Here is a 17,033-nt window from a genome sequence, read left to right on the forward strand (position 1 = left end):
TTCGCCCCCAAATAATTGCTTGTCACTTTATTCACAAATCAGCGTCTTGAATAGCGCAATATATCGAAGCCTACATTCGAATTTTTTGAATAAGTCAAAGCGAGAACGGATGTGGTACTCTACACTCAACGTAAAAGCGAGATTCTTCCGGCAGCCTATTGCCCGATAACACTATGACAGAACAACAGAAATTGTCCTTCGCCGACCTCAACACTCACCTCGATAACCTCATGCTCCGCGACCGGCAGCGCTTCGCCCGTCGTCTGCACGGCGTGAAGAAGGTTAAAAATCCTGAAGCTCAGCAGGCCATCCTGCGCGAGATGACCCAGGAGATCGCTCAGGCTGCGGCCGTCGTTGAGCGGCGCGCGACATCGCGTCCGGAAATTAGCTATCCAGAGAATCTGCCGGTCAGCCAGAAGAAGCAGGACATTCTGGAGGCCATCCGCGACAACCAGGTGACGATTGTTGCGGGTGAGACCGGGTCGGGCAAAACTACCCAGCTGCCAAAAATCTGCATGGAGCTGGGGCGAGGCGTTAAGGGCCTGATCGGCCATACTCAGCCGCGACGTCTGGCGGCGCGAACCGTGGCAAACCGTATTGCCGAAGAGCTGAAAAGCGAGCCGGGCGGTGCGATTGGCTATAAGGTGCGCTTTAGCGATCACGTCAGTGAGAACACCATGGTCAAGCTAATGACCGACGGTATTCTGCTGGCTGAGATCCAGCAGGATCGCCTGCTGATGCAGTACGACACCATCATCATCGATGAGGCCCACGAGCGCAGCCTGAATATCGATTTTCTGCTGGGCTACTTTAAAGAGCTGCTGCCCAAGCGCCCGGATCTGAAGATCATCATCACCTCGGCGACCATCGATCCGGAACGCTTCTCGCGTCACTTTAACAACGCGCCGATTATCGAAGTTTCAGGCCGTACGTTCCCGGTGGAGGTGCGCTATCGTCCTATCGTCGAAGAGGCGGATGATACCGAGCGCGATCAGCTCCAGGCTATTTTTGATGCGGTTGACGAGCTGGGACGCGAAAGTCCCGGGGATATCCTGATCTTTATGAGCGGCGAGCGGGAGATCCGCGACACTGCCGACGCGTTAAACAAACTCAACCTGCGCCATACCGAGGTGCTGCCGCTCTATGCGCGTCTGTCGAACAGCGAGCAAAACCGCGTCTTCCAGCCCCACGGCGGACGGCGCATTGTGCTGGCTACCAACGTAGCGGAAACCTCGCTTACCGTGCCGGGCATTAAGTATGTGATCGATCCGGGTACGGCGCGTATCAGCCGCTACAGCTACCGTACCAAGGTGCAGCGTCTGCCGATTGAGCCGGTTTCACAGGCGTCGGCCAACCAGCGTAAAGGGCGCTGCGGCCGCGTGTCCGAGGGGATCTGTATTCGTCTCTACTCCGAGGACGACTTCCTCTCGCGGCCGGAGTTTACCGACCCAGAGATCCTGCGCACCAACCTCGCGTCGGTGATTTTGCAGATGACCGCCCTCGGGCTGGGCGACATCGCTGCCTTCCCGTTTGTTGAAGCACCGGATAAGCGCAACATTCAGGACGGCGTGCGCCTGCTGGAGGAGCTGGGGGCCATCACTACCGATGAGAGCCAGACCGCCTACAAGCTTACCGCCCAGGGACGCCAGCTGTCACAGCTTCCGGTGGATCCGCGTCTGGCCCGTATGGTGCTGGAGGCGCAGAAGCTGGGCTGCGTGCGCGAGGCAATGATCATCACCTCTGCGCTCTCTATTCAGGATCCGCGCGAGCGGCCAATGGACAAGCAGCAGGCGTCCGATGAAAAACATCGCCGCTTCCATGACAAAGAGTCTGACTTCCTCGCCTTTGTGAACCTGTGGAACTACCTTGGCGAACAGCAGAAAGCGCTGTCGTCGAACCAGTTCCGCCGTCTGTGCCGCACCGACTACCTCAACTACCTGCGGGTACGCGAGTGGCAGGATATCTATACCCAGCTGCGCCAGGTAGTAAAAGAGCTGGGTATTGCGGTTAACAGCGAGCCGGCAGAGTACCGCGAAATTCATATCGCGCTGCTTACCGGCCTGCTGTCGCATATCGGCATGAAGGATGCCGACAAACAGGAGTTTACCGGCGCGCGCAACGCCCGGTTCTCTATCTTCCCCGGCTCTGGGCTGTTTAAGAAGCCGCCAAAGTGGACGATGGTTGCCGAGCTGGTAGAGACCAGCCGCCTGTGGGGGCGTATCGCCGCACGTATCGATCCCGAGTGGGTCGAGCCGGTGGCTCAGCATCTGCTCAAGCGCTCGTACAGCGAGCCGCACTGGGAGCGGGCCCAGGGCGCGGTGATGGCAACGGAAAAAGTCACCGTCTACGGCCTGCCGGTGGTCGCCGCGCGCAAGGTCAACTACAGCCAGATCGACCCGGCGCTCAGCCGCGAACTGTTTATCCGCCATGCGTTAGTGGAGGGCGACTGGCAGACCCGGCACGCCTTCTTCCGCGAGAACCTGAAGCTGCGCACCGAGATCGAAGAGCTGGAGCATAAGTCGCGCCGCCGAGACATTCTGGTGGATGACGACACGCTGTTTGAGTTTTACGACCAGCGCATTAGCGTCGACGCCGTTTCTGCCCGCCACTTTGACAGCTGGTGGAAAAAGGCCAGCCGCGAAACGCCGGATCTGCTCAACTTTGAAAAGAGCATGCTGATTAAAGAGGGCGCGGAGCAGGTCAGCAAGCTGGACTACCCCAACTTCTGGCATCAGGGCAACCTGAAGCTGCGTCTGAGCTACCAGTTTGAGCCGGGCGCGGACGCCGACGGCGTGACGGTGCACATTCCGCTGCCGCTGCTCAACCAGGTGGAGGAGAGCGGTTTCGAGTGGCAGATCCCCGGTCTGCGCCGGGAGTTGATTATCGCCCTGATCAAGTCGCTGCCGAAACCGATCCGACGTAACTTTGTACCCGCGCCTAACTATGCCGAGGCGTTTCTGGGCCGCGTCACGCCGCTTGAGCTGCCGCTGCTGGATGCCCTGGAGCGCGAGCTGCGCCGCATGACCGGCGTTACCGTCGATCGCGACGCGTGGCAGTGGGAGCAGGTGCCTGACCATCTGAAGATCAGCTTCCGCGTAGTGGATGACAAAAACCGCAAGCTGCAAGAGGGGCGTGACCTGACGGCGCTGAAGGAGAGCCTGAAGGGCAAAGTGCAGGAGACGCTGTCGGCGGTGGCTGATGACGGCATCGAGCAGAGCGGGCTGCATATCTGGAGCTTCGGCACCCTCGCCCAGAGCTATGAGCAGAAGCGCGGTAATTATAAGGTGAAGGCGTGGCCAGCGCTGGTGGACGAGCGCGACAGCGTGGCGATCAAATTATTTGATAACCCGCTTGAGCAGGAGCAGGCCATGTGGCGCGGCCTGCGTCGGCTGCTGCTGCTTAATATCCCGTCGCCGATTAAGTATCTGCACGAGAAGCTGCCTAACAAAGCCAAGCTGGGGCTCTACTTTAACCCCTACGGCAAAGTGCTGGATCTGATCGACGACTGTATCGCCTGTGGCGTCGATAAGCTGATTCACGAGGCAGGTGGCCCGGTATGGACAGAAGAGGGCTTCGCGGCGCTGCATGAGAAGGTACGCGCCGAGCTGAACGAGACGGTAGTGGAGATTGCCAAGCAGGTTGAGCAGATCCTGACCGCGGTGTTCAATATCAACAAGCGTCTGAAAGGTCGCGTGGATATGACCATGGCGCTGGGGCTGTCGGACGTAAAAGCGCAGATGTCGGGGCTGGTCTATCGCGGCTTTGTCACCGGCAACGGTTTTAGCCGCCTGGGCGATACCCTGCGTTATCTGCAGGCCATCGAAAAACGGCTGGAGAAGCTGGCGGTAGATCCGCATCGCGATCGCGCGCAGATGCTGAAGGTGGAGCAGGTGCAGCAGGCGTGGCAGCAGTGGTTGAACAAGCTGCCGCCCGCCCGCCGCAACGATGATGACGTACAGGCGATCCGCTGGATGATCGAGGAGCTGCGGGTGAGCTTCTTTGCTCAGCAGCTGGGGACCCCGTATCCGATTTCAGATAAGCGTATCCTGCAGGCGATGGAACAGATCTCCGGCTAACGGCAGGCCCGGTGGCGCTTTGCTAACCGGGCCTGCGATTTAGGATTGACCCGCCCAACCACCCCCTAATGCCCGATAAAGGTCGATCTGTGCCAGCAGCACGCTGTTCTTCACCTGGACCACGTTGAGCTGGGCCGAGAAGAGCGTGCGCTGGGCATCCAGCACGTCCAGATAGGAGGAGTAGCCGTTCTGGTAGCGATTCTGCGCGATGCGCAGCGTTTCGTCTGCCACCTCCACCTGCCCCTGCAGCTCGACCAGCTGCTCCTGTAAGCGAGCAATGGCGTCCAGGCTGTCGTTTACCTCTTTAAAGGCGTTACGCACCGTGCGCTCATAGCCATAGAGCGCCTGGTTGCGCTGGGATTGAGAGACATCCACCTGCGCATTCAACGCTTGACGGTTGAGTAGCGGGGCAAGAATGCTCCCGCCGACGCTCCACAGCCGCAGCGGATTATCGAGTAACCCCGCCAGAGTATCATCCTGCACCGAACCGCCCGCCGTCAGGTTCAGAGAGGGCAGCAGGTTCGCCTGCGAGACCGCCAGGCTGGCGTCGGCAGCGATCAGCTCCCGCTGCGCCTGAACGATATCTGGCCGGCGGTTGAGCAGCGAGGAGGGGAGCTGGCCGGGGATGCGCAGCGGGGTTAATTTATCAAACTCGTCGCTGCGCCGGATGCCGCCTGGGTTGTCGCCAATCAGCACGCTCAGGGCGTTCTCCTGCTCGTTAATCTGATGCTGGAGCTGCGGGATCTGCGCCCGGGTAGCACGCAGCTCGGAGTCCGACTGCATCAGCTCCAGTCGCGAGCTATAGCCCGCCTCGTATTGGCGCTGGGCGAGGGTAAACGCCTCTTCTCGCGCCTTCAGCGTTGACTGGGTGACGCGCAGCTGCTCATCGAGCGAAAGCAGCGTTACGTACCCCGTTGCTACCGACGACGCCACGGTCAGATTTGCTGCTGCCGCCGCAGCCTGCTGGGCTTCCAGTGAGGCCTGGGCGGCTCTGGCGGTGCTGCGGTTGGCCCCCCACAGATCCACATCGTAGCTGGCAGAGAGATTGCCCCGATAGAGCGTGCTGTAAACTGGACGCCCGGTGGCTGCGGACTGCGTTTGTGCGCGCGTGCCGCTAAGACCTGCATCCAGGGTCGGGAACAGGCTACCCTCAGCGCCATACACCCGCGCCTGATACTCATTGACCCGCTCGCGGGCGATCAGGATATCGCTGTTATAGCGCAGGGCCTGGTCTACATAGTGGTTGAGCTGGCTGTCATGGAAATTTCGCCACCAGACCGCCTCGGCCTGGCTGGCTGGCCCTACGGTGCTGCGCCACTGGGCGGGGATCTTCAGGCTGGGCTTCGCGGGCTGGACGTCAACCGACTGACAGGCTGCCAGCGCAACGCAGAGCGCCAGCAGCGCGGGGCGAAACGGTCTCATTTCGCCTCCCGGGTATCAATATGCACCTGTACCGACATGCCGGGACGCAGGCGTGCGATCTGCTCTGCATTCCCCTCGACCGCAATGCGGACCGGAATACGTTGGGCAATCTTCACAAAGTTGCCGGTGGCGTTATCCGGTGAGATCGCGCTGAACTCGACCCCGGTGGCCGGGGAGATAGATTCCACACGACCAGAGAAAGCTTGGTTGTTCAGCGCATCGACGGTAAAGCGTACGGGCAAGCCGGTGTGAACATTAGCGAGCTGCGTCTCTTTCAGGTTAGCGATAACCCAGCGCTGGGAGGGAACCAGTGAGGTCAGGTGCGTGCCCGCCGTCACATAGGCACCGAGCCGTACTGCCATCTGCCCCAGCTGACCGTCGCGCGGGGCGACGATGCGGGTGTTTTGCAGATCGATTTGCGCCAGCTCCAGCGCCGCCTGAGCATTTTCCACGTCGGCCTGCAGTGCCGCACGGTTGACGATAACCGTTTGCAGATCCTGGCGGGATGTCTCAAGCGTGGCCCGGGCCTGCGCAATATCGGCGTTGCCCTGCGCTGCGCTGGCCAGCGCCGCATCGCGCTCACGAATCGACAGAGAACCATCTGCCGTGAGGTTTTTCACCCGGCGTAGATCTGCCTGCGACTTCTGGTTTTGCGCCTGGGCATTTTGCAGTGCCGCCTCGTTACGCTTGATCACCGCCTCGGCGCTTTTGCGCTGCTGGAGGTTATTGTTAAGTGCCGCCACCTTCATCGCTAGCTGGGCCTCGGCCTGGTGTACCCGCTGCTTGTAGATGCGATCGTCAATCTGCACCAGCAGATCGCCGCGCTTTACTATGGCAAAGTCCTGCACCTTCACCTCGGTGATATAGCCGTTAACCTGCGGGCTGATAAAGGTGGTCTGGCCGCGCACGTAGGCGTTATCGGTAAACTGGGTATGGCGAGTAAACGGCGGTAGCTGCCAGGCGTAGAGGATCACCAGTACGCCCACGATGCCAATAGCGGCGGCGGCAAAAATCGAAACCACCCGCAGATTGCTGCGGGTATGTGCCTGCTCTTTAGCGGCATCCTGCTGACTCATAACCACTCCTGTTGTAACACTGCTCTCATTAATGCGCTTCCAATTCTATTTTGGGGTGTTCACTGCTTTTTTTAGGGCCAAACGGGCGGTAATACGCAGCCGCAGCAGTCGCCATAGGATCCACAGCAGGGTGGCGGCGGCAACGGTAGCGGTCAGCATATACGTATCGTTATAAGCAAGAATATTTGCTTCGATAGCGCTGACGTTTTGTAGCTGGGCGATAGCCTGGGCGCTGAGCAGGGTGCTGTCGCCAATCACATTTTGGTACTGCTGGGTATAGAGCTGAATGCGCTCGGTTACCAGTGGGTCGAGCGTGGTAAGCTGATCCGCCAGCAGGCTGGAGTGATACTTCTCCCGCCAGACCTGGAAGGTGCCCAGCACCGCCGAGCCAAGCAGGCCGCCGAGGTTCTGGCTCATGCCAAACAGCACCGAGAAGCTTACCAGGTTACGCGGCTCGGTAACCACGCTGCCGATACCCGCCAGCATCGCCGGGGCAAGGAAGAACGCGCTGCCAAAGCCCAGCAGGAACTGGCTCACCATAAACTGGTTGGCGCGGGTCAGGCTGGTGGAGTGGCTGTCGAGCAGGGAGGCGACGATCATCACCGCCAGCGAGGTCACAATCGGCCAGGCCAGCCGCTGGGGCTTGATGGTCAGGCAGCTGGCGACGATGCCGCAGACGATGCCGGCAAAAATCGCCCAGGCCAGGTTGGTCATCTGCTCGTTTTGCAGGCCGATATACTGTAGCCAGCCGATGGCACCGCTGTTCTGCTCCGCCAGCACGATGCGGATCAAGATCATAATCAGCCCCAGCCGCACGATGCTGCCGCTGGAGAGCCAGCGCGTATTAAGCAGCGGGTTGCTGCGGTTGTGCTCAAAGACGATGGCGCTAACGATCAACACCAGCGCCCCCGCCAGCGCCCAGCCGAGCCACGGTGTTTCGAACCACCACTCCAGCCGCCCCAGCGACAGCACCGCACAGAGCAGGGCCATGCCGGGGGCAAACAGCATGAAGGTGATAAAGTCCTTTTTCTCAAACACTTTTTTGCGATCGCCCGGCGGCAGCTTAAGCATGATCACGCAGGCAAGGGAGACCAGCGCCAGCCCCAGCTCAAACAGGTACAGCCCGCGCCACTCGTCGGTTTGCAGCAGCTCGGTAGAGAAGAGCCTTGCCATGGGGATCGCCAGCGATGAGCCGGTGATACCAATGGTTAACGCCTTAAGACGGTGGCGGGCAGGCCAGGCCTGAATCTGATAATAGATCCCCAGCGAGCTGAGGGCCGCCGCCACCATGCCGTGCGCCGCCCGCACCATGATCGCCGAGCTAAGATCGTTGACGAAAAGGTGGAAAAAGGTCACCAGCACGTAGAGCACCAGGAACCCTTCGGTAAAGGCGCGCAGGCCATACTGCTGGCGAAATTTGACCAGCAGCAGGTTGATCGAGACGTTGGTCATGACGTAAACCGCCGGTAGCCAGGCGATCTCGGTGGACCAGGCGGCAAAGGTGCCCTGTAAATTTTGCAGGTTGGCAGATACCATCGCATTGCCCAGCGCGCCGGTCAGGCACACCAGCAGTCCTACAATACCGTAGGCAATACGTTTCGGAACGGGGTGAAGCGGCGTTGAGGGGGACCCCAGCAGCATCGGTTTTTCATGCGGAGCCCATTCACGCGGTGCATAGGGATCGCGTTTCGTTGGCTGTTGGTCATCCATAGCGTGTTGACATCAAGCGGTCTGCATTAGGTTAGTGTACTTATGATAGTGAATATTTAGCAGATTAATGAATAAAGGGAAATCAGCGATTAGGAGAGATCGCCTTTTCTTTGCCTCGGGCTTTGTTACCCTGTAACGATATATCCTACAGGAGGTGACGATGTTTATGACCCGCTTTCCGGCTCTGCCAGAAAAGACGCTGGCAGCAGTGAACGCCCTGGGGCGCTGGCTGGCGCAAAATGAGTTCGACGGTAAACCGCTCCCTGCTCAGGCCGACTGCATCATTCTGGCAGGCAATGCGGTAATGCCCACGATTGACGCTGCCTGTGAGCTGGCTGCAGCCCATAAGTTACCGCTGGTCATCAGCGGCGGCATCGGCCACTCCACGTCCTTCCTCTATTCGGCGATTGCCCGCCACCCGCGCTATAACAAGGTGCGCACCACCGGACGTACTGAGGCGGCCATTATTGGTGATATCGCCCGTCAGTTCTGGAAAATTCCGCCCGAGAAACTGATCCTGGAGGAGCGGTCAACCAACTGCGGAGAAAACGCCCGTTTCTCTCTGGCACTGCTTCGCGAGCGCGGTATTCCGCTAAATACGCTGGTGATCGTACAGGACCCCACCATGCAGCGTCGAACGATGGCTACCTTCGCCCGCGTGCTGGCGGACAACCACAGCGACACCTTCTGTGTCAGCTACCCTGGCTTTACGCCGATACTCGAGAACGGTAGCCATGGCCTGCGCTTCCAGCCCAAGAGCGACGGGCTCTGGCCTATCGATCGCTATTTGTCGCTGATCCCCGGCGAGCTGGCTCGGCTGCGCGATGACAGCCAGGGCTATGGCCCGAACGGACGCGATTTTATAGTTCACGTTGATATACCTGATGAGATTGCGCACGCGGGAGAAATGATCCTGGCGGATGAGACGCTCATTCCCACCCTGCAAGCGCGTTCGCTAATATAAAGGGTTGATGTACGGTGCTGTTTATTATGAGTTCACTCACAAATTCCGCCTGTAGCTATGGGAATTATTCAGTACGCCTGTAGATTTTAACAACATATTTACTTGTTAAAAACAATACCATTACAGGAGCAGCGCATGACAGCACCCGTACAGCACCCGATGTATATCGATGGACAGTTTGTCACCTGGCAGGGCGAGGCCTGGATTGACGTTGTCAACCCGGCGACCGAAGCGCTCATCTCACGCATCCCTGACGGTACGGCGGACGATGCGCGTAAAGCCATCGATGCCGCCGCCCGCGCCCAGCCAGCATGGGAGGCGCTGCCAGCCATTGAGCGTGCCGGGTGGCTGCGGAAAATCGCGGCGGGCATTCGTGAGCAGGCCAGGGAAATCAGCGCCCTGATTGTAGAGGAGGGTGGTAAAATCCAGCAGCTGGCCGAGGTCGAGGTCGCCTTTACCGCTGATTATATTGAGTATATGGCCGAGTGGGCGCGCCGTTACGAAGGTGAGATCCTACAGAGCGACCGCCCCGGCGAGAACATTCTGGTCTTTAAACGCGCGTTAGGCGTCACCACCGGCATCCTGCCGTGGAACTTCCCCTTCTTCCTGATTGCCCGCAAGCTGGCTCCGGCCCTGATAACGGGCAATACCATCGTCATTAAGCCGAGCGAGTTTACGCCTAACAACGCCATCGCCTTTGCCAAAATTGTCGACAGCATTGGCCTGCCGCGCGGCGTGTTTAACCTGGTGCTTGGCCGCGGAGAAACCGTCGGCCAGGAGCTGGCGGGTAACCCGAAAGTGGCGATGGTCAGCATGACCGGCAGCGTCGGGGCCGGGGAGAAGATCATGGCGGCGGCGGCGAAAAATATCACCAAGGTGTGCCTGGAGCTGGGTGGTAAAGCGCCTGCCATCGTGATGGACGATGCCGATCTGGAGCTGGCGGTGAAAGCTATCGTTGACTCACGGGTGATCAATACCGGGCAGGTCTGTAACTGCGCCGAACGCGTCTACGTCCAGAAGGGCATCTACGATCGCTTCGTTAACCGCCTGGGCGAGGCGATGAATGCCGTTGAGTATGGCGATCCTGCTACCCGCAACGACATTGCGATGGGGCCGCTGATCAACGCCGCCGCGCTGGCCCGCGTTGAGCAGAAGGTAGCCGGTGCCGTAGAGCAGGGAGCGAAGATTGCGCTCGGTGGTAAAGCGGTAGAGGGCAGTGGCTATTTCTATCCGCCGACGCTGCTGCTGGACGTGCGTCAGGATATGACCATTATGCATGAGGAGACCTTCGGCCCGGTGCTGCCGGTGGTGGTCTTTGATACCCTGGAAGAGGCGCTGGAGATGGCTAATGACAGCGAGTATGGGTTGACCTCCTCGATCTATACGCAAAACCTCAATACCGCCATGAAAGCGATCAAGGGGCTGAAGTTTGGCGAGACCTACGTTAACCGCGAGAACTTTGAGGCGATACAGGGGTTCCATGCTGGCTGGCGTAAATCCGGTATCGGTGGTGCCGACGGACGGCATGGCCTGAACGAGTATCTGCAAACGCAGGTGGTCTATCTGCAATCCTGAATGACTCGGTCAGGGAAAAATTAATGCACTTTTAATCAAAGCCCGGTATGTTTGCTTTTTTATTGTTTTAGATAAGGAAAATCTGATGCGCAGCAAATATTCCGGGTTACAAATAACCATTCACTGGCTGGTATTTTTGCTGGTGGTAGTAGCCTACTGCGCGATGGAGTTTCGCGGGTTTTTCCCCCGTAGCGACCGTCCGCTGATCAATATGGTGCACGTCTCCTGTGGGATCTCCATTCTGGTGCTGATGGTGGCGCGTCTGCTGGTACGCCTGAAATATCCCGCGCCGCTGATTACCCCAAAACCGAAGGCGATGATGACCGGGCTGGCGCATCTCGGACATTTGATTATCACTCTTCTGTTTATCGCCCTGCCGATTATCGGCCTGCTGATGATGTGGAATCGCGGTAATAACTGGTTTGCCTTCGGCATCACGATGCCCCACGCCAGCGAAGCAAACTTCGATCTGGTGGATACCCTGAAAAGCTGGCACGTTACCCTGGCGACGCTGGGCTACTACGCGATCGGCCTGCACGCCGCCGCCGCGCTGGTGCATCACTACGTCTGGAAAGACGATACGCTGCTGCGCATGATGCCTGGCAAGCGGCGCTAGCAAGGGGGCCGGGGTGAGTCATTACTCTACAGGCTCGATCATCTCCGGCCCCTGATTTTTAATGTTTCCCACCGCCCGGGTGACCGGGTGCCAGATGAACATCTCCGCCGGAACCGCGCCATCTTTGGCGATGTCTTCCGCCTCTTTACCGCTGACCTCCTGCCGCATCCACTCCCGGGCGGCCTCCGGCGTCAGCACCAGCGGCCGCCGAGCGTGGATATCAACCAGACCTTTATCTGCCGCGGCAGTGACAATCAGAAAGCCTTCGTTTTCATCACCGCGTTCAAACGGCGCGCTGCCGATGGCCGCCATCAGAATCGGCTGCCCGTCGCTGCGGTGGATAAAGTAAGGCTGTTTTTTGTCGCCCTCTTTTTTCCACTCAAACCAGCCATCGGCAAAGCAGACGGCGCGACCGTGCTGCCATAGCGGCTTGAACATTCTGCTGGTGGCGGCAGTCTCGACGCGAGCGTTAATCAGCGCCGGTTTGTTCCACCAGCCCGGCGCATAGCCCCAGTGAACCGGATCCAGCCCCAGCTTGTCGTCACGCTCGCTCAGTAAAAGCACCTTTGTTCCAGGCGCAACGTTATATCGCCCGATGGGTTCGGGATCGAACGGGATATCGCGTTCTGCGTGATCGGCAAAAAGCGTTAAATACTCTTCGCGTGCCTGCGCCTGAGCAAATCGTCCGCACATATAAGCCTCCAGTTTCAATACAGAGAGTATAGAGGGGGATGCGAGATGACAGCGCCTGGTATATAAATAGCGATTAATACCTACGCCTTTTGTCCATAGCCATTGAGGATCGCCTTATGCTGGAGCTAAGACCCAACTGCGAGTGCTGCAATAGCGATCTGCTTCCGGACGCTACCGGGGCGCTGATCTGTTCGTTTGAGTGTACGTTTTGCGCAAGCTGCGCAGAAAAGATGGCGATGCGCTGCCCGAACTGCGGCGGCGAGCTGGTGAGGAGACCGCGCAGGGCGGCAGAGAAGCTCATCAATAACCCTGCCGCCACGGCACGCATTTTTAAACCTGAAGGCTGCGCGTAAGATGATGGGTTTAAAAACAGCAGGCCGGAACCGCGCCTGCTGGTAGAGATACATGCTTAATTTAAAGAGGGGATAGTTAAAGATTCTAACTTGATAACAAAGTGATTATTAGATCGCTTTATCTCTGCACCCTTACTTCCATACTCGTCGGCAATCTGGAAAAAAGCATCGGTATCAATGTCGAAATCCAGCTCAACCTCCCGGTGTTTACCGGAGTTGAGTAGCTGGTATGCCTGATCAAGATCGTACGCTTTAGCTGTGGCCATCAGACGTCTCCTCTTATTGGTTGCATAACGACCTTAAGTGTACCGGAGTTGTCTACTTTTGCAGCGGAAACCAGAAAATTCTAACGCTGTCGAAGGTATATCGCATCTATTCGCGGGCACTGTTCAGTGTTGCTTCACCAAACAGGCGATGACCGGGTTCGGAACTCGCATGAAAGCATGATAGCCGCCTCAAGGCGGCTTTTTTATTATCAATGCCGACGTTCGCAGTAGCACATTACGTTGAGGTCATTTCTTGTAAACATGGGACTGCTAACAAATGAAAACAATGCTTGTAGTGGCAGTGATTATTGGTCTGGTGGGCTGTACGCCCAAATCTGGGTCTGATCAACAGGCGAAGCTCGCGCCGGAGAAACAAATTCTTGCTCCACAGCTTCTGGTGAAAAAGAGGGACAGCGGCGCGGTGGTGATCAAGCGCGACGGGAGCTTTACAGGTAATTCGTGCTTAAGCCGTGTCTATATTAATGGCAAACCGGTAGCCGATTTAGATACCTCACAGGAAGTCATTGTCTATCCAACGCCGGGGGAGTATGTCATCAGTACCTTGCCGAAAGACTTCTGTGCGGGGAGCATGAGCGAGCAGTCTGCGGAGGTGGATGCAGGCAGTACACTGACGTTTCGTATCGGATATGCGACAGACGGTGACTTTGGTATCTATCCATCGACCCATTAATTGTAAATGATTAATCAACCCACACTCGTGTGGGTTGATTGTATCAGTCCTATATGTAATTCAATAACTATTTAATTACGATGAGAGATGTTTTTTGATCTCATACGGACATTGTTTAAACTGGCATGAGGAACTATTTAAGCAGGGGCCATTAAAGTCGGGTGAATTTCCAGGGCAATGCGTCGTTTTGATAAACCTGGTCCACAATTCAGTATTAAAAGGGAACGCATGTATAATATTGATTTTTTTGAGCCGACCATTGATTGCAAAACCGATATTACTTGTTGAAATAGAGTGTCCAGATCGTAAGAAGAAATCACTTCTGTACCACAATATCAATTTTAAGCTCCGGGATGAGGATACCGCGGCAAAGAAGGTCCCAGTGCCCGGACTGGCTAGCGAGTCGATGATTTTCCATTCCATGTTTTCTCCTTTTGACAACACTGAATCGCAATAATAAAAACGCTTACAGCTGCAAAAACAATAGTCACTGCATGTGACTAAAAATGTAGCAGTTTGAGTTAAGGTGTCAATGATTTTTGTTATACCTTAAATTTCTTTGAAAAAATATCTTTAATTTATAGTGGTTTACAAAGTTACACATTTCTTTTTGATATAGGACAATTTATGCTGGAAATATAAGGCGGAGCAAACGTTGATGTATGCTGCGTTTCTCTCTACGGGCATCATCTTAGTCTGTTCGTGTGGAACGATCGCGCTACGGGTAGATGTTTCAGAGCAGATAAGAAATGGATTAAAAACTCCGCAAGCTGGGCGGTTGTTTGCCTATATAGCCAATATTTCCGCATAACTCACGTAACAATCACATATGGAAATAGTGTAGTAGAGGAATTATCTTTTTGATGTGGGTTGAAAGATGCCGGGCTTCCTGCGTGATGGTTTATGAAATGCAAATAGGCAGTAAAAATTAACAAAAAAATGAGAGCCGGATCCGTGTGCTAATGTAACGAGAAGACATGTGAACTGGCTTACATTTTTGACCTCCGTCACACTCTATAGTTACTGCACGTGAAATTGAGAAACAGTAACGGCTTATGGCATCCCTGAAAGACGTAGCAAAAAAAGCTGGCGTATCTACCGCTACCGTATCACGCGTGCTAAACAATCATCCGGGCGTGATCCCGGAAACGCGCCAGGCGGTACGGGACGCCATGGATTTTCTCTGCTATGTGCCAATGAAAAGCGCCGTACAGCTCAACGGAAAATGTTCTGGTCTGATCGGCGTGGTCTTGCCCAATCTGGTAAATCCGCATTTCTGCGAATTGCTGGCCACCTTTGAAGAGGAGGCCAGATATATTGGCAAATCGGTGATTGTTAAAACGCATCAGAATCAGCCGCAGCAGGATAAACACACTATTCATAGCCTTATCGGAATGGGTATCGATAGCCTGCTGTGGGTGCCCACCGACGCAGAGGCAGAGCTGTCTGAATGGCTCAGCGCCACGAAAATACCCGTCGCCGTGGTGACGCAGGTGTCGCGGTTTTTTCATTCGGTATCTATTAACCAGACCAAAGGGGCAGAGAGTATCGCAGCGCATTTTATCCATACCGGACATACCGCCTTTGGGTTTATCGCTCAGGAGGGGGTAGATAATCGTAAAGTCTCGGCCTACAGCAAGAAAATTACCGGCCATGGACTGCAGCTGGCGCTGGCGCATCAATTCTGGATCGGTAAAGGGGAAGGGGAGAAAACCTCCGGGCATATCCATAACCTGGATGTGATTATCGATAAGCTGAAAAACGATCCGTCTCGCTGTACCTGCCTGCTGGTCTATAACGACGTTGCCGCCTGCTATATTATTGACGGCCTGAAAGCGCAGGGCATAACGGTTCCGGATGATATTGCCATCGCCAGCTTTGATAATACGGTTCTGGCGCAAACTCAAAAAATAACCAGCGTTGCGCAGCCAATAAATGAAATTGCGCACCTGGCGTTTCAGATAGTAAAGAATAAAAACCAACAGGAAAGTATCGATATGGTCGAGATTGTTTCTCGGCTCATTATTCGTGAGAGCAGCGTCAGGCTTACTATCACTACGCTGTGATGAGGTTATTCGCTTTCGCCTGACAAAATTTATTCCTGACATTATACCCGCACGGTACAGGTCTGATGACCTATGCCCGGCGTTTACGACTGCGCAAAAAAGAGGTAGGCCACGCTATGTCTGCAACTATATCGGTAACGACAACACAAAAGCACAGCGTTTATGAGAAGCTGAGCGTGAAAGAAAAGGTGGGATACGGTATGGGAGATGCCGGCTCCTGTATGATCTGGAGCGTGCTGGCTCTCTATTTGACCTGGTTTTATACCGATGTCTATGGGCTGGATGCCGGGGTGGTAGGCACCTTATTTCTGGTGATCCGTATATTCGATGCTTTTAGCGATCCGGTGATGGGGGCCATATGCGATCGTACGGCCTCTCGTTGGGGTAAATTTCGCCCATGGCTATTATGGATGGCAGTGCCCTTTGGATTGGGCGCGGTTGTGATGTTTACCACGCCCGATCTCAGCATGAGCGGCAAAATTATTTATGCCTGGGTGACCTATCTGGTGATGTCGCTTATTTATACCGCGATAAATATCCCGTACTGCTCCGTAGCCGGCGTAATCACCCTCAATCAGAAAGAGCGGCTGGGCTGCCTGTCGTGGCGATTCTTTCTTAACGGGTTGGCGACGCTGATTGTTTCTTCGTCCATTCTGCCGCTGACGGAATGGCTGGGAAAGGGCGATCGCGCCTCGGGTTTTCAGCTGACCATGATGATTATGGGCGGGGCGGCGACCTTGATGTTCCTGTTCTGCTTCGCCAGCATTAAAGAGCGCGTGGTGTCGGTTAAAGCCAATGACTCATTGATGCGGGATTTAAAAGATATCATCAAAAATGACCAGTGGTTACTGATGATCTCCATTACGTTCCTTAACGTTTTTCCGGCATTTATTCGCGGGGCGGTGACCATCTACTACGCTACCTATGTGATGCACGCTTCGGTGGGATTTGTCACCTTTTTTATGGCGCTGGGCGTTGCCTGTAATATGCTCGGCAGCGTGATTGCCAAGCCGCTCACCGACCGCTTTGATAAAATAAAGCTGTTTCGCATTATCAATATTATTCTCGGGGTTCTGTCGTTCGCGCTGTGGTTTGTTGATCCGCAATCGCTGACGCCGCTGTTATCCCTGTTTATCGTCATTAATATTCTGCATTTGATCCAGTCTGGCCCTATTTTGTGGGCCATGATGTCCGACGTAGATGATTACGGTGACTGGAAATACGGCAAGCGGCTGACCGGCATCTCATTTGCAGGCAATCTGTTTATGCTAAAAATGGGCCTGGCCGTTGCTGGCGCCATCGTCGCCTGGATCCTCTCATTTACCGGCTATGTCGCTAACCAGCCGCAGCAAAACCCGCAAACCCTTCAGGGCATAATTATCATGTTCTCGTTACTACCGATGGTGAGCTATTTCATCAGCGCCTGGATGGTACGTTATTTCAAACTCGATAATCAGCTGCTCGAAAAAATCAAAGTCGACCTGGCAAAGCGTGAACTTTCTGTTATTTAAAGGAGGATGTACCG

Annotated in this window: 13 protein-coding genes; 8 read left to right on the forward strand and 5 right to left on the reverse strand. The window is 55.7% G+C overall.

Going from position 1 to position 17,033, the window contains the following annotated elements:
• Positions 1-173: 173 nt before the first annotated feature.
• On the forward strand, positions 174-4,076 hold the full coding sequence (hrpA, locus tag WFN61_RS13850) for an ATP-dependent RNA helicase HrpA (protein WP_257757669.1): 3,903 nt from the start codon (positions 174-176) through the stop codon (positions 4,074-4,076).
• A gap of 39 nt (positions 4,077-4,115) precedes the next feature.
• On the opposite strand, the gene WFN61_RS13855 is transcribed toward hrpA, so the two are convergent.
• From WFN61_RS13855 to WFN61_RS13865, 3 genes are read right to left on the reverse strand one after another with little or no spacing between them, the layout of a single operon-like run.
• A complete protein-coding gene (locus WFN61_RS13855; protein WP_337038798.1) occupies positions 4,116-5,498 on the reverse strand; it encodes an efflux transporter outer membrane subunit in 1,383 nt (460 codons plus the stop codon).
• Positions 5,495-6,574, reverse strand: coding sequence for an HlyD family secretion protein (locus WFN61_RS13860; RefSeq protein WP_312282357.1), 1,080 nt, complete (start codon positions 6,572-6,574; stop codon positions 5,495-5,497). The genes WFN61_RS13855 and WFN61_RS13860 overlap by 4 nt, the downstream gene beginning before the upstream one ends.
• A 45-nt stretch (positions 6,575-6,619) precedes the next feature.
• The gene (locus tag WFN61_RS13865; protein WP_144815402.1) at positions 6,620-8,284 is read right to left on the reverse strand and encodes an MFS transporter; all 1,665 of its coding nucleotides are present in this window, start codon (positions 8,282-8,284) and stop codon (positions 6,620-6,622) included.
• A 160-nt stretch (positions 8,285-8,444) separates the two neighbouring features.
• Between WFN61_RS13865 and WFN61_RS13870 the strand changes: the two genes are divergently transcribed.
• The 3 genes from WFN61_RS13870 to cybB all read left to right on the forward strand — a co-directional run bounded on the left by WFN61_RS13870 (position 8,445) and on the right by cybB (position 11,439).
• Positions 8,445-9,248, forward strand: coding sequence for a YdcF family protein (locus WFN61_RS13870; protein ID WP_312175806.1), 804 nt, complete (start codon positions 8,445-8,447; stop codon positions 9,246-9,248).
• Positions 9,249-9,383: 135 nt separating this feature from the next.
• Positions 9,384-10,823, forward strand: a complete 1,440-nt coding sequence (gene aldA, locus WFN61_RS13875; protein ID WP_337038799.1) for an aldehyde dehydrogenase — start codon at positions 9,384-9,386, stop codon at positions 10,821-10,823.
• An 85-nt stretch (positions 10,824-10,908) separates the two neighbouring features.
• Complete coding sequence (gene cybB / locus WFN61_RS13880) at positions 10,909-11,439, forward strand: cytochrome b561 (RefSeq protein ID WP_257757664.1); 531 nt, start codon at positions 10,909-10,911, stop codon at positions 11,437-11,439.
• 21 nt (positions 11,440-11,460) lie between these two features.
• On the opposite strand, the gene WFN61_RS13885 is transcribed toward cybB, so the two are convergent.
• Positions 11,461-12,132, reverse strand: a complete 672-nt coding sequence (locus tag WFN61_RS13885) for an SOS response-associated peptidase (RefSeq protein ID WP_337038800.1) — start codon at positions 12,130-12,132, stop codon at positions 11,461-11,463.
• 116 nt (positions 12,133-12,248) lie between these two features.
• Between WFN61_RS13885 and WFN61_RS13890 the strand changes: the two genes are divergently transcribed.
• Positions 12,249-12,485: a DUF1272 domain-containing protein gene (locus WFN61_RS13890; RefSeq protein ID WP_222887797.1), complete on the forward strand. Its 237-nt coding sequence runs from the start codon at positions 12,249-12,251 to the stop codon at positions 12,483-12,485.
• A gap of 56 nt (positions 12,486-12,541) precedes the next feature.
• Here the strand turns inward: WFN61_RS13890 and WFN61_RS13895 are convergent, their stop codons facing one another.
• Positions 12,542-12,751: a hypothetical protein gene (locus tag WFN61_RS13895; protein ID WP_312634127.1), complete on the reverse strand. Its 210-nt coding sequence runs from the start codon at positions 12,749-12,751 to the stop codon at positions 12,542-12,544.
• A 277-nt stretch (positions 12,752-13,028) separates the two neighbouring features.
• On the opposite strand from WFN61_RS13895, the gene WFN61_RS13900 reads away from it, so the two are divergent.
• From WFN61_RS13900 to WFN61_RS13910, 3 genes are all read left to right on the forward strand, one after another.
• Positions 13,029-13,442 carry a hypothetical protein gene (locus WFN61_RS13900; RefSeq protein WP_337038801.1) on the forward strand — a complete coding sequence of 138 codons (414 nt, stop codon included), beginning with the start codon at positions 13,029-13,031 and terminating at the stop codon, positions 13,440-13,442.
• Between the two features lie 1,055 nt (positions 13,443-14,497).
• Positions 14,498-15,508 carry a LacI family DNA-binding transcriptional regulator gene (locus WFN61_RS13905; RefSeq protein ID WP_144815427.1) on the forward strand — a complete coding sequence of 337 codons (1,011 nt, stop codon included), beginning with the start codon at positions 14,498-14,500 and terminating at the stop codon, positions 15,506-15,508.
• 116 nt (positions 15,509-15,624) lie between these two features.
• Positions 15,625-17,019 carry a glycoside-pentoside-hexuronide (GPH):cation symporter gene (locus WFN61_RS13910; protein WP_374543922.1) on the forward strand — a complete coding sequence of 465 codons (1,395 nt, stop codon included), beginning with the start codon at positions 15,625-15,627 and terminating at the stop codon, positions 17,017-17,019.
• Positions 17,020-17,033 lie beyond the last annotated feature (14 nt).

Source organism: Pseudescherichia sp. AS216, assembly GCF_037152055.1.
GTDB lineage: Bacteria > Pseudomonadota > Gammaproteobacteria > Enterobacterales > Enterobacteriaceae > Pseudescherichia.

Bases quoted from the DNA above. Each gene is read 5' to 3' on its own strand.
- hrpA (WP_257757669.1), top strand. From the start codon at position 174: ATGACAGAACAACAGAAATTGTCCTTCGCCGACCTCAACACTCACCTC.
- WFN61_RS13855 (WP_337038798.1), bottom strand. From the start codon at position 5,498: ATGAGACCGTTTCGCCCCGCGCTGCTGGCGCTCTGCGTTGCGCTGGCA.
- WFN61_RS13860 (WP_312282357.1), bottom strand. From the start codon at position 6,574: ATGAGTCAGCAGGATGCCGCTAAAGAGCAGGCACATACCCGCAGCAAT.
- WFN61_RS13865 (WP_144815402.1), bottom strand. From the start codon at position 8,284: ATGGATGACCAACAGCCAACGAAACGCGATCCCTATGCACCGCGTGAA.
- WFN61_RS13870 (WP_312175806.1), top strand. From the start codon at position 8,445: ATGTTTATGACCCGCTTTCCGGCTCTGCCAGAAAAGACGCTGGCAGCA.
- aldA (WP_337038799.1), top strand. From the start codon at position 9,384: ATGACAGCACCCGTACAGCACCCGATGTATATCGATGGACAGTTTGTC.
- cybB (WP_257757664.1), top strand. From the start codon at position 10,909: ATGCGCAGCAAATATTCCGGGTTACAAATAACCATTCACTGGCTGGTA.
- WFN61_RS13885 (WP_337038800.1), bottom strand. From the start codon at position 12,132: ATGTGCGGACGATTTGCTCAGGCGCAGGCACGCGAAGAGTATTTAACG.
- WFN61_RS13890 (WP_222887797.1), top strand. From the start codon at position 12,249: ATGCTGGAGCTAAGACCCAACTGCGAGTGCTGCAATAGCGATCTGCTT.
- WFN61_RS13895 (WP_312634127.1), bottom strand. From the start codon at position 12,751: ATGGCCACAGCTAAAGCGTACGATCTTGATCAGGCATACCAGCTACTC.
- WFN61_RS13900 (WP_337038801.1), top strand. From the start codon at position 13,029: ATGAAAACAATGCTTGTAGTGGCAGTGATTATTGGTCTGGTGGGCTGT.
- WFN61_RS13905 (WP_144815427.1), top strand. From the start codon at position 14,498: ATGGCATCCCTGAAAGACGTAGCAAAAAAAGCTGGCGTATCTACCGCT.
- WFN61_RS13910 (WP_374543922.1), top strand. From the start codon at position 15,625: ATGTCTGCAACTATATCGGTAACGACAACACAAAAGCACAGCGTTTAT.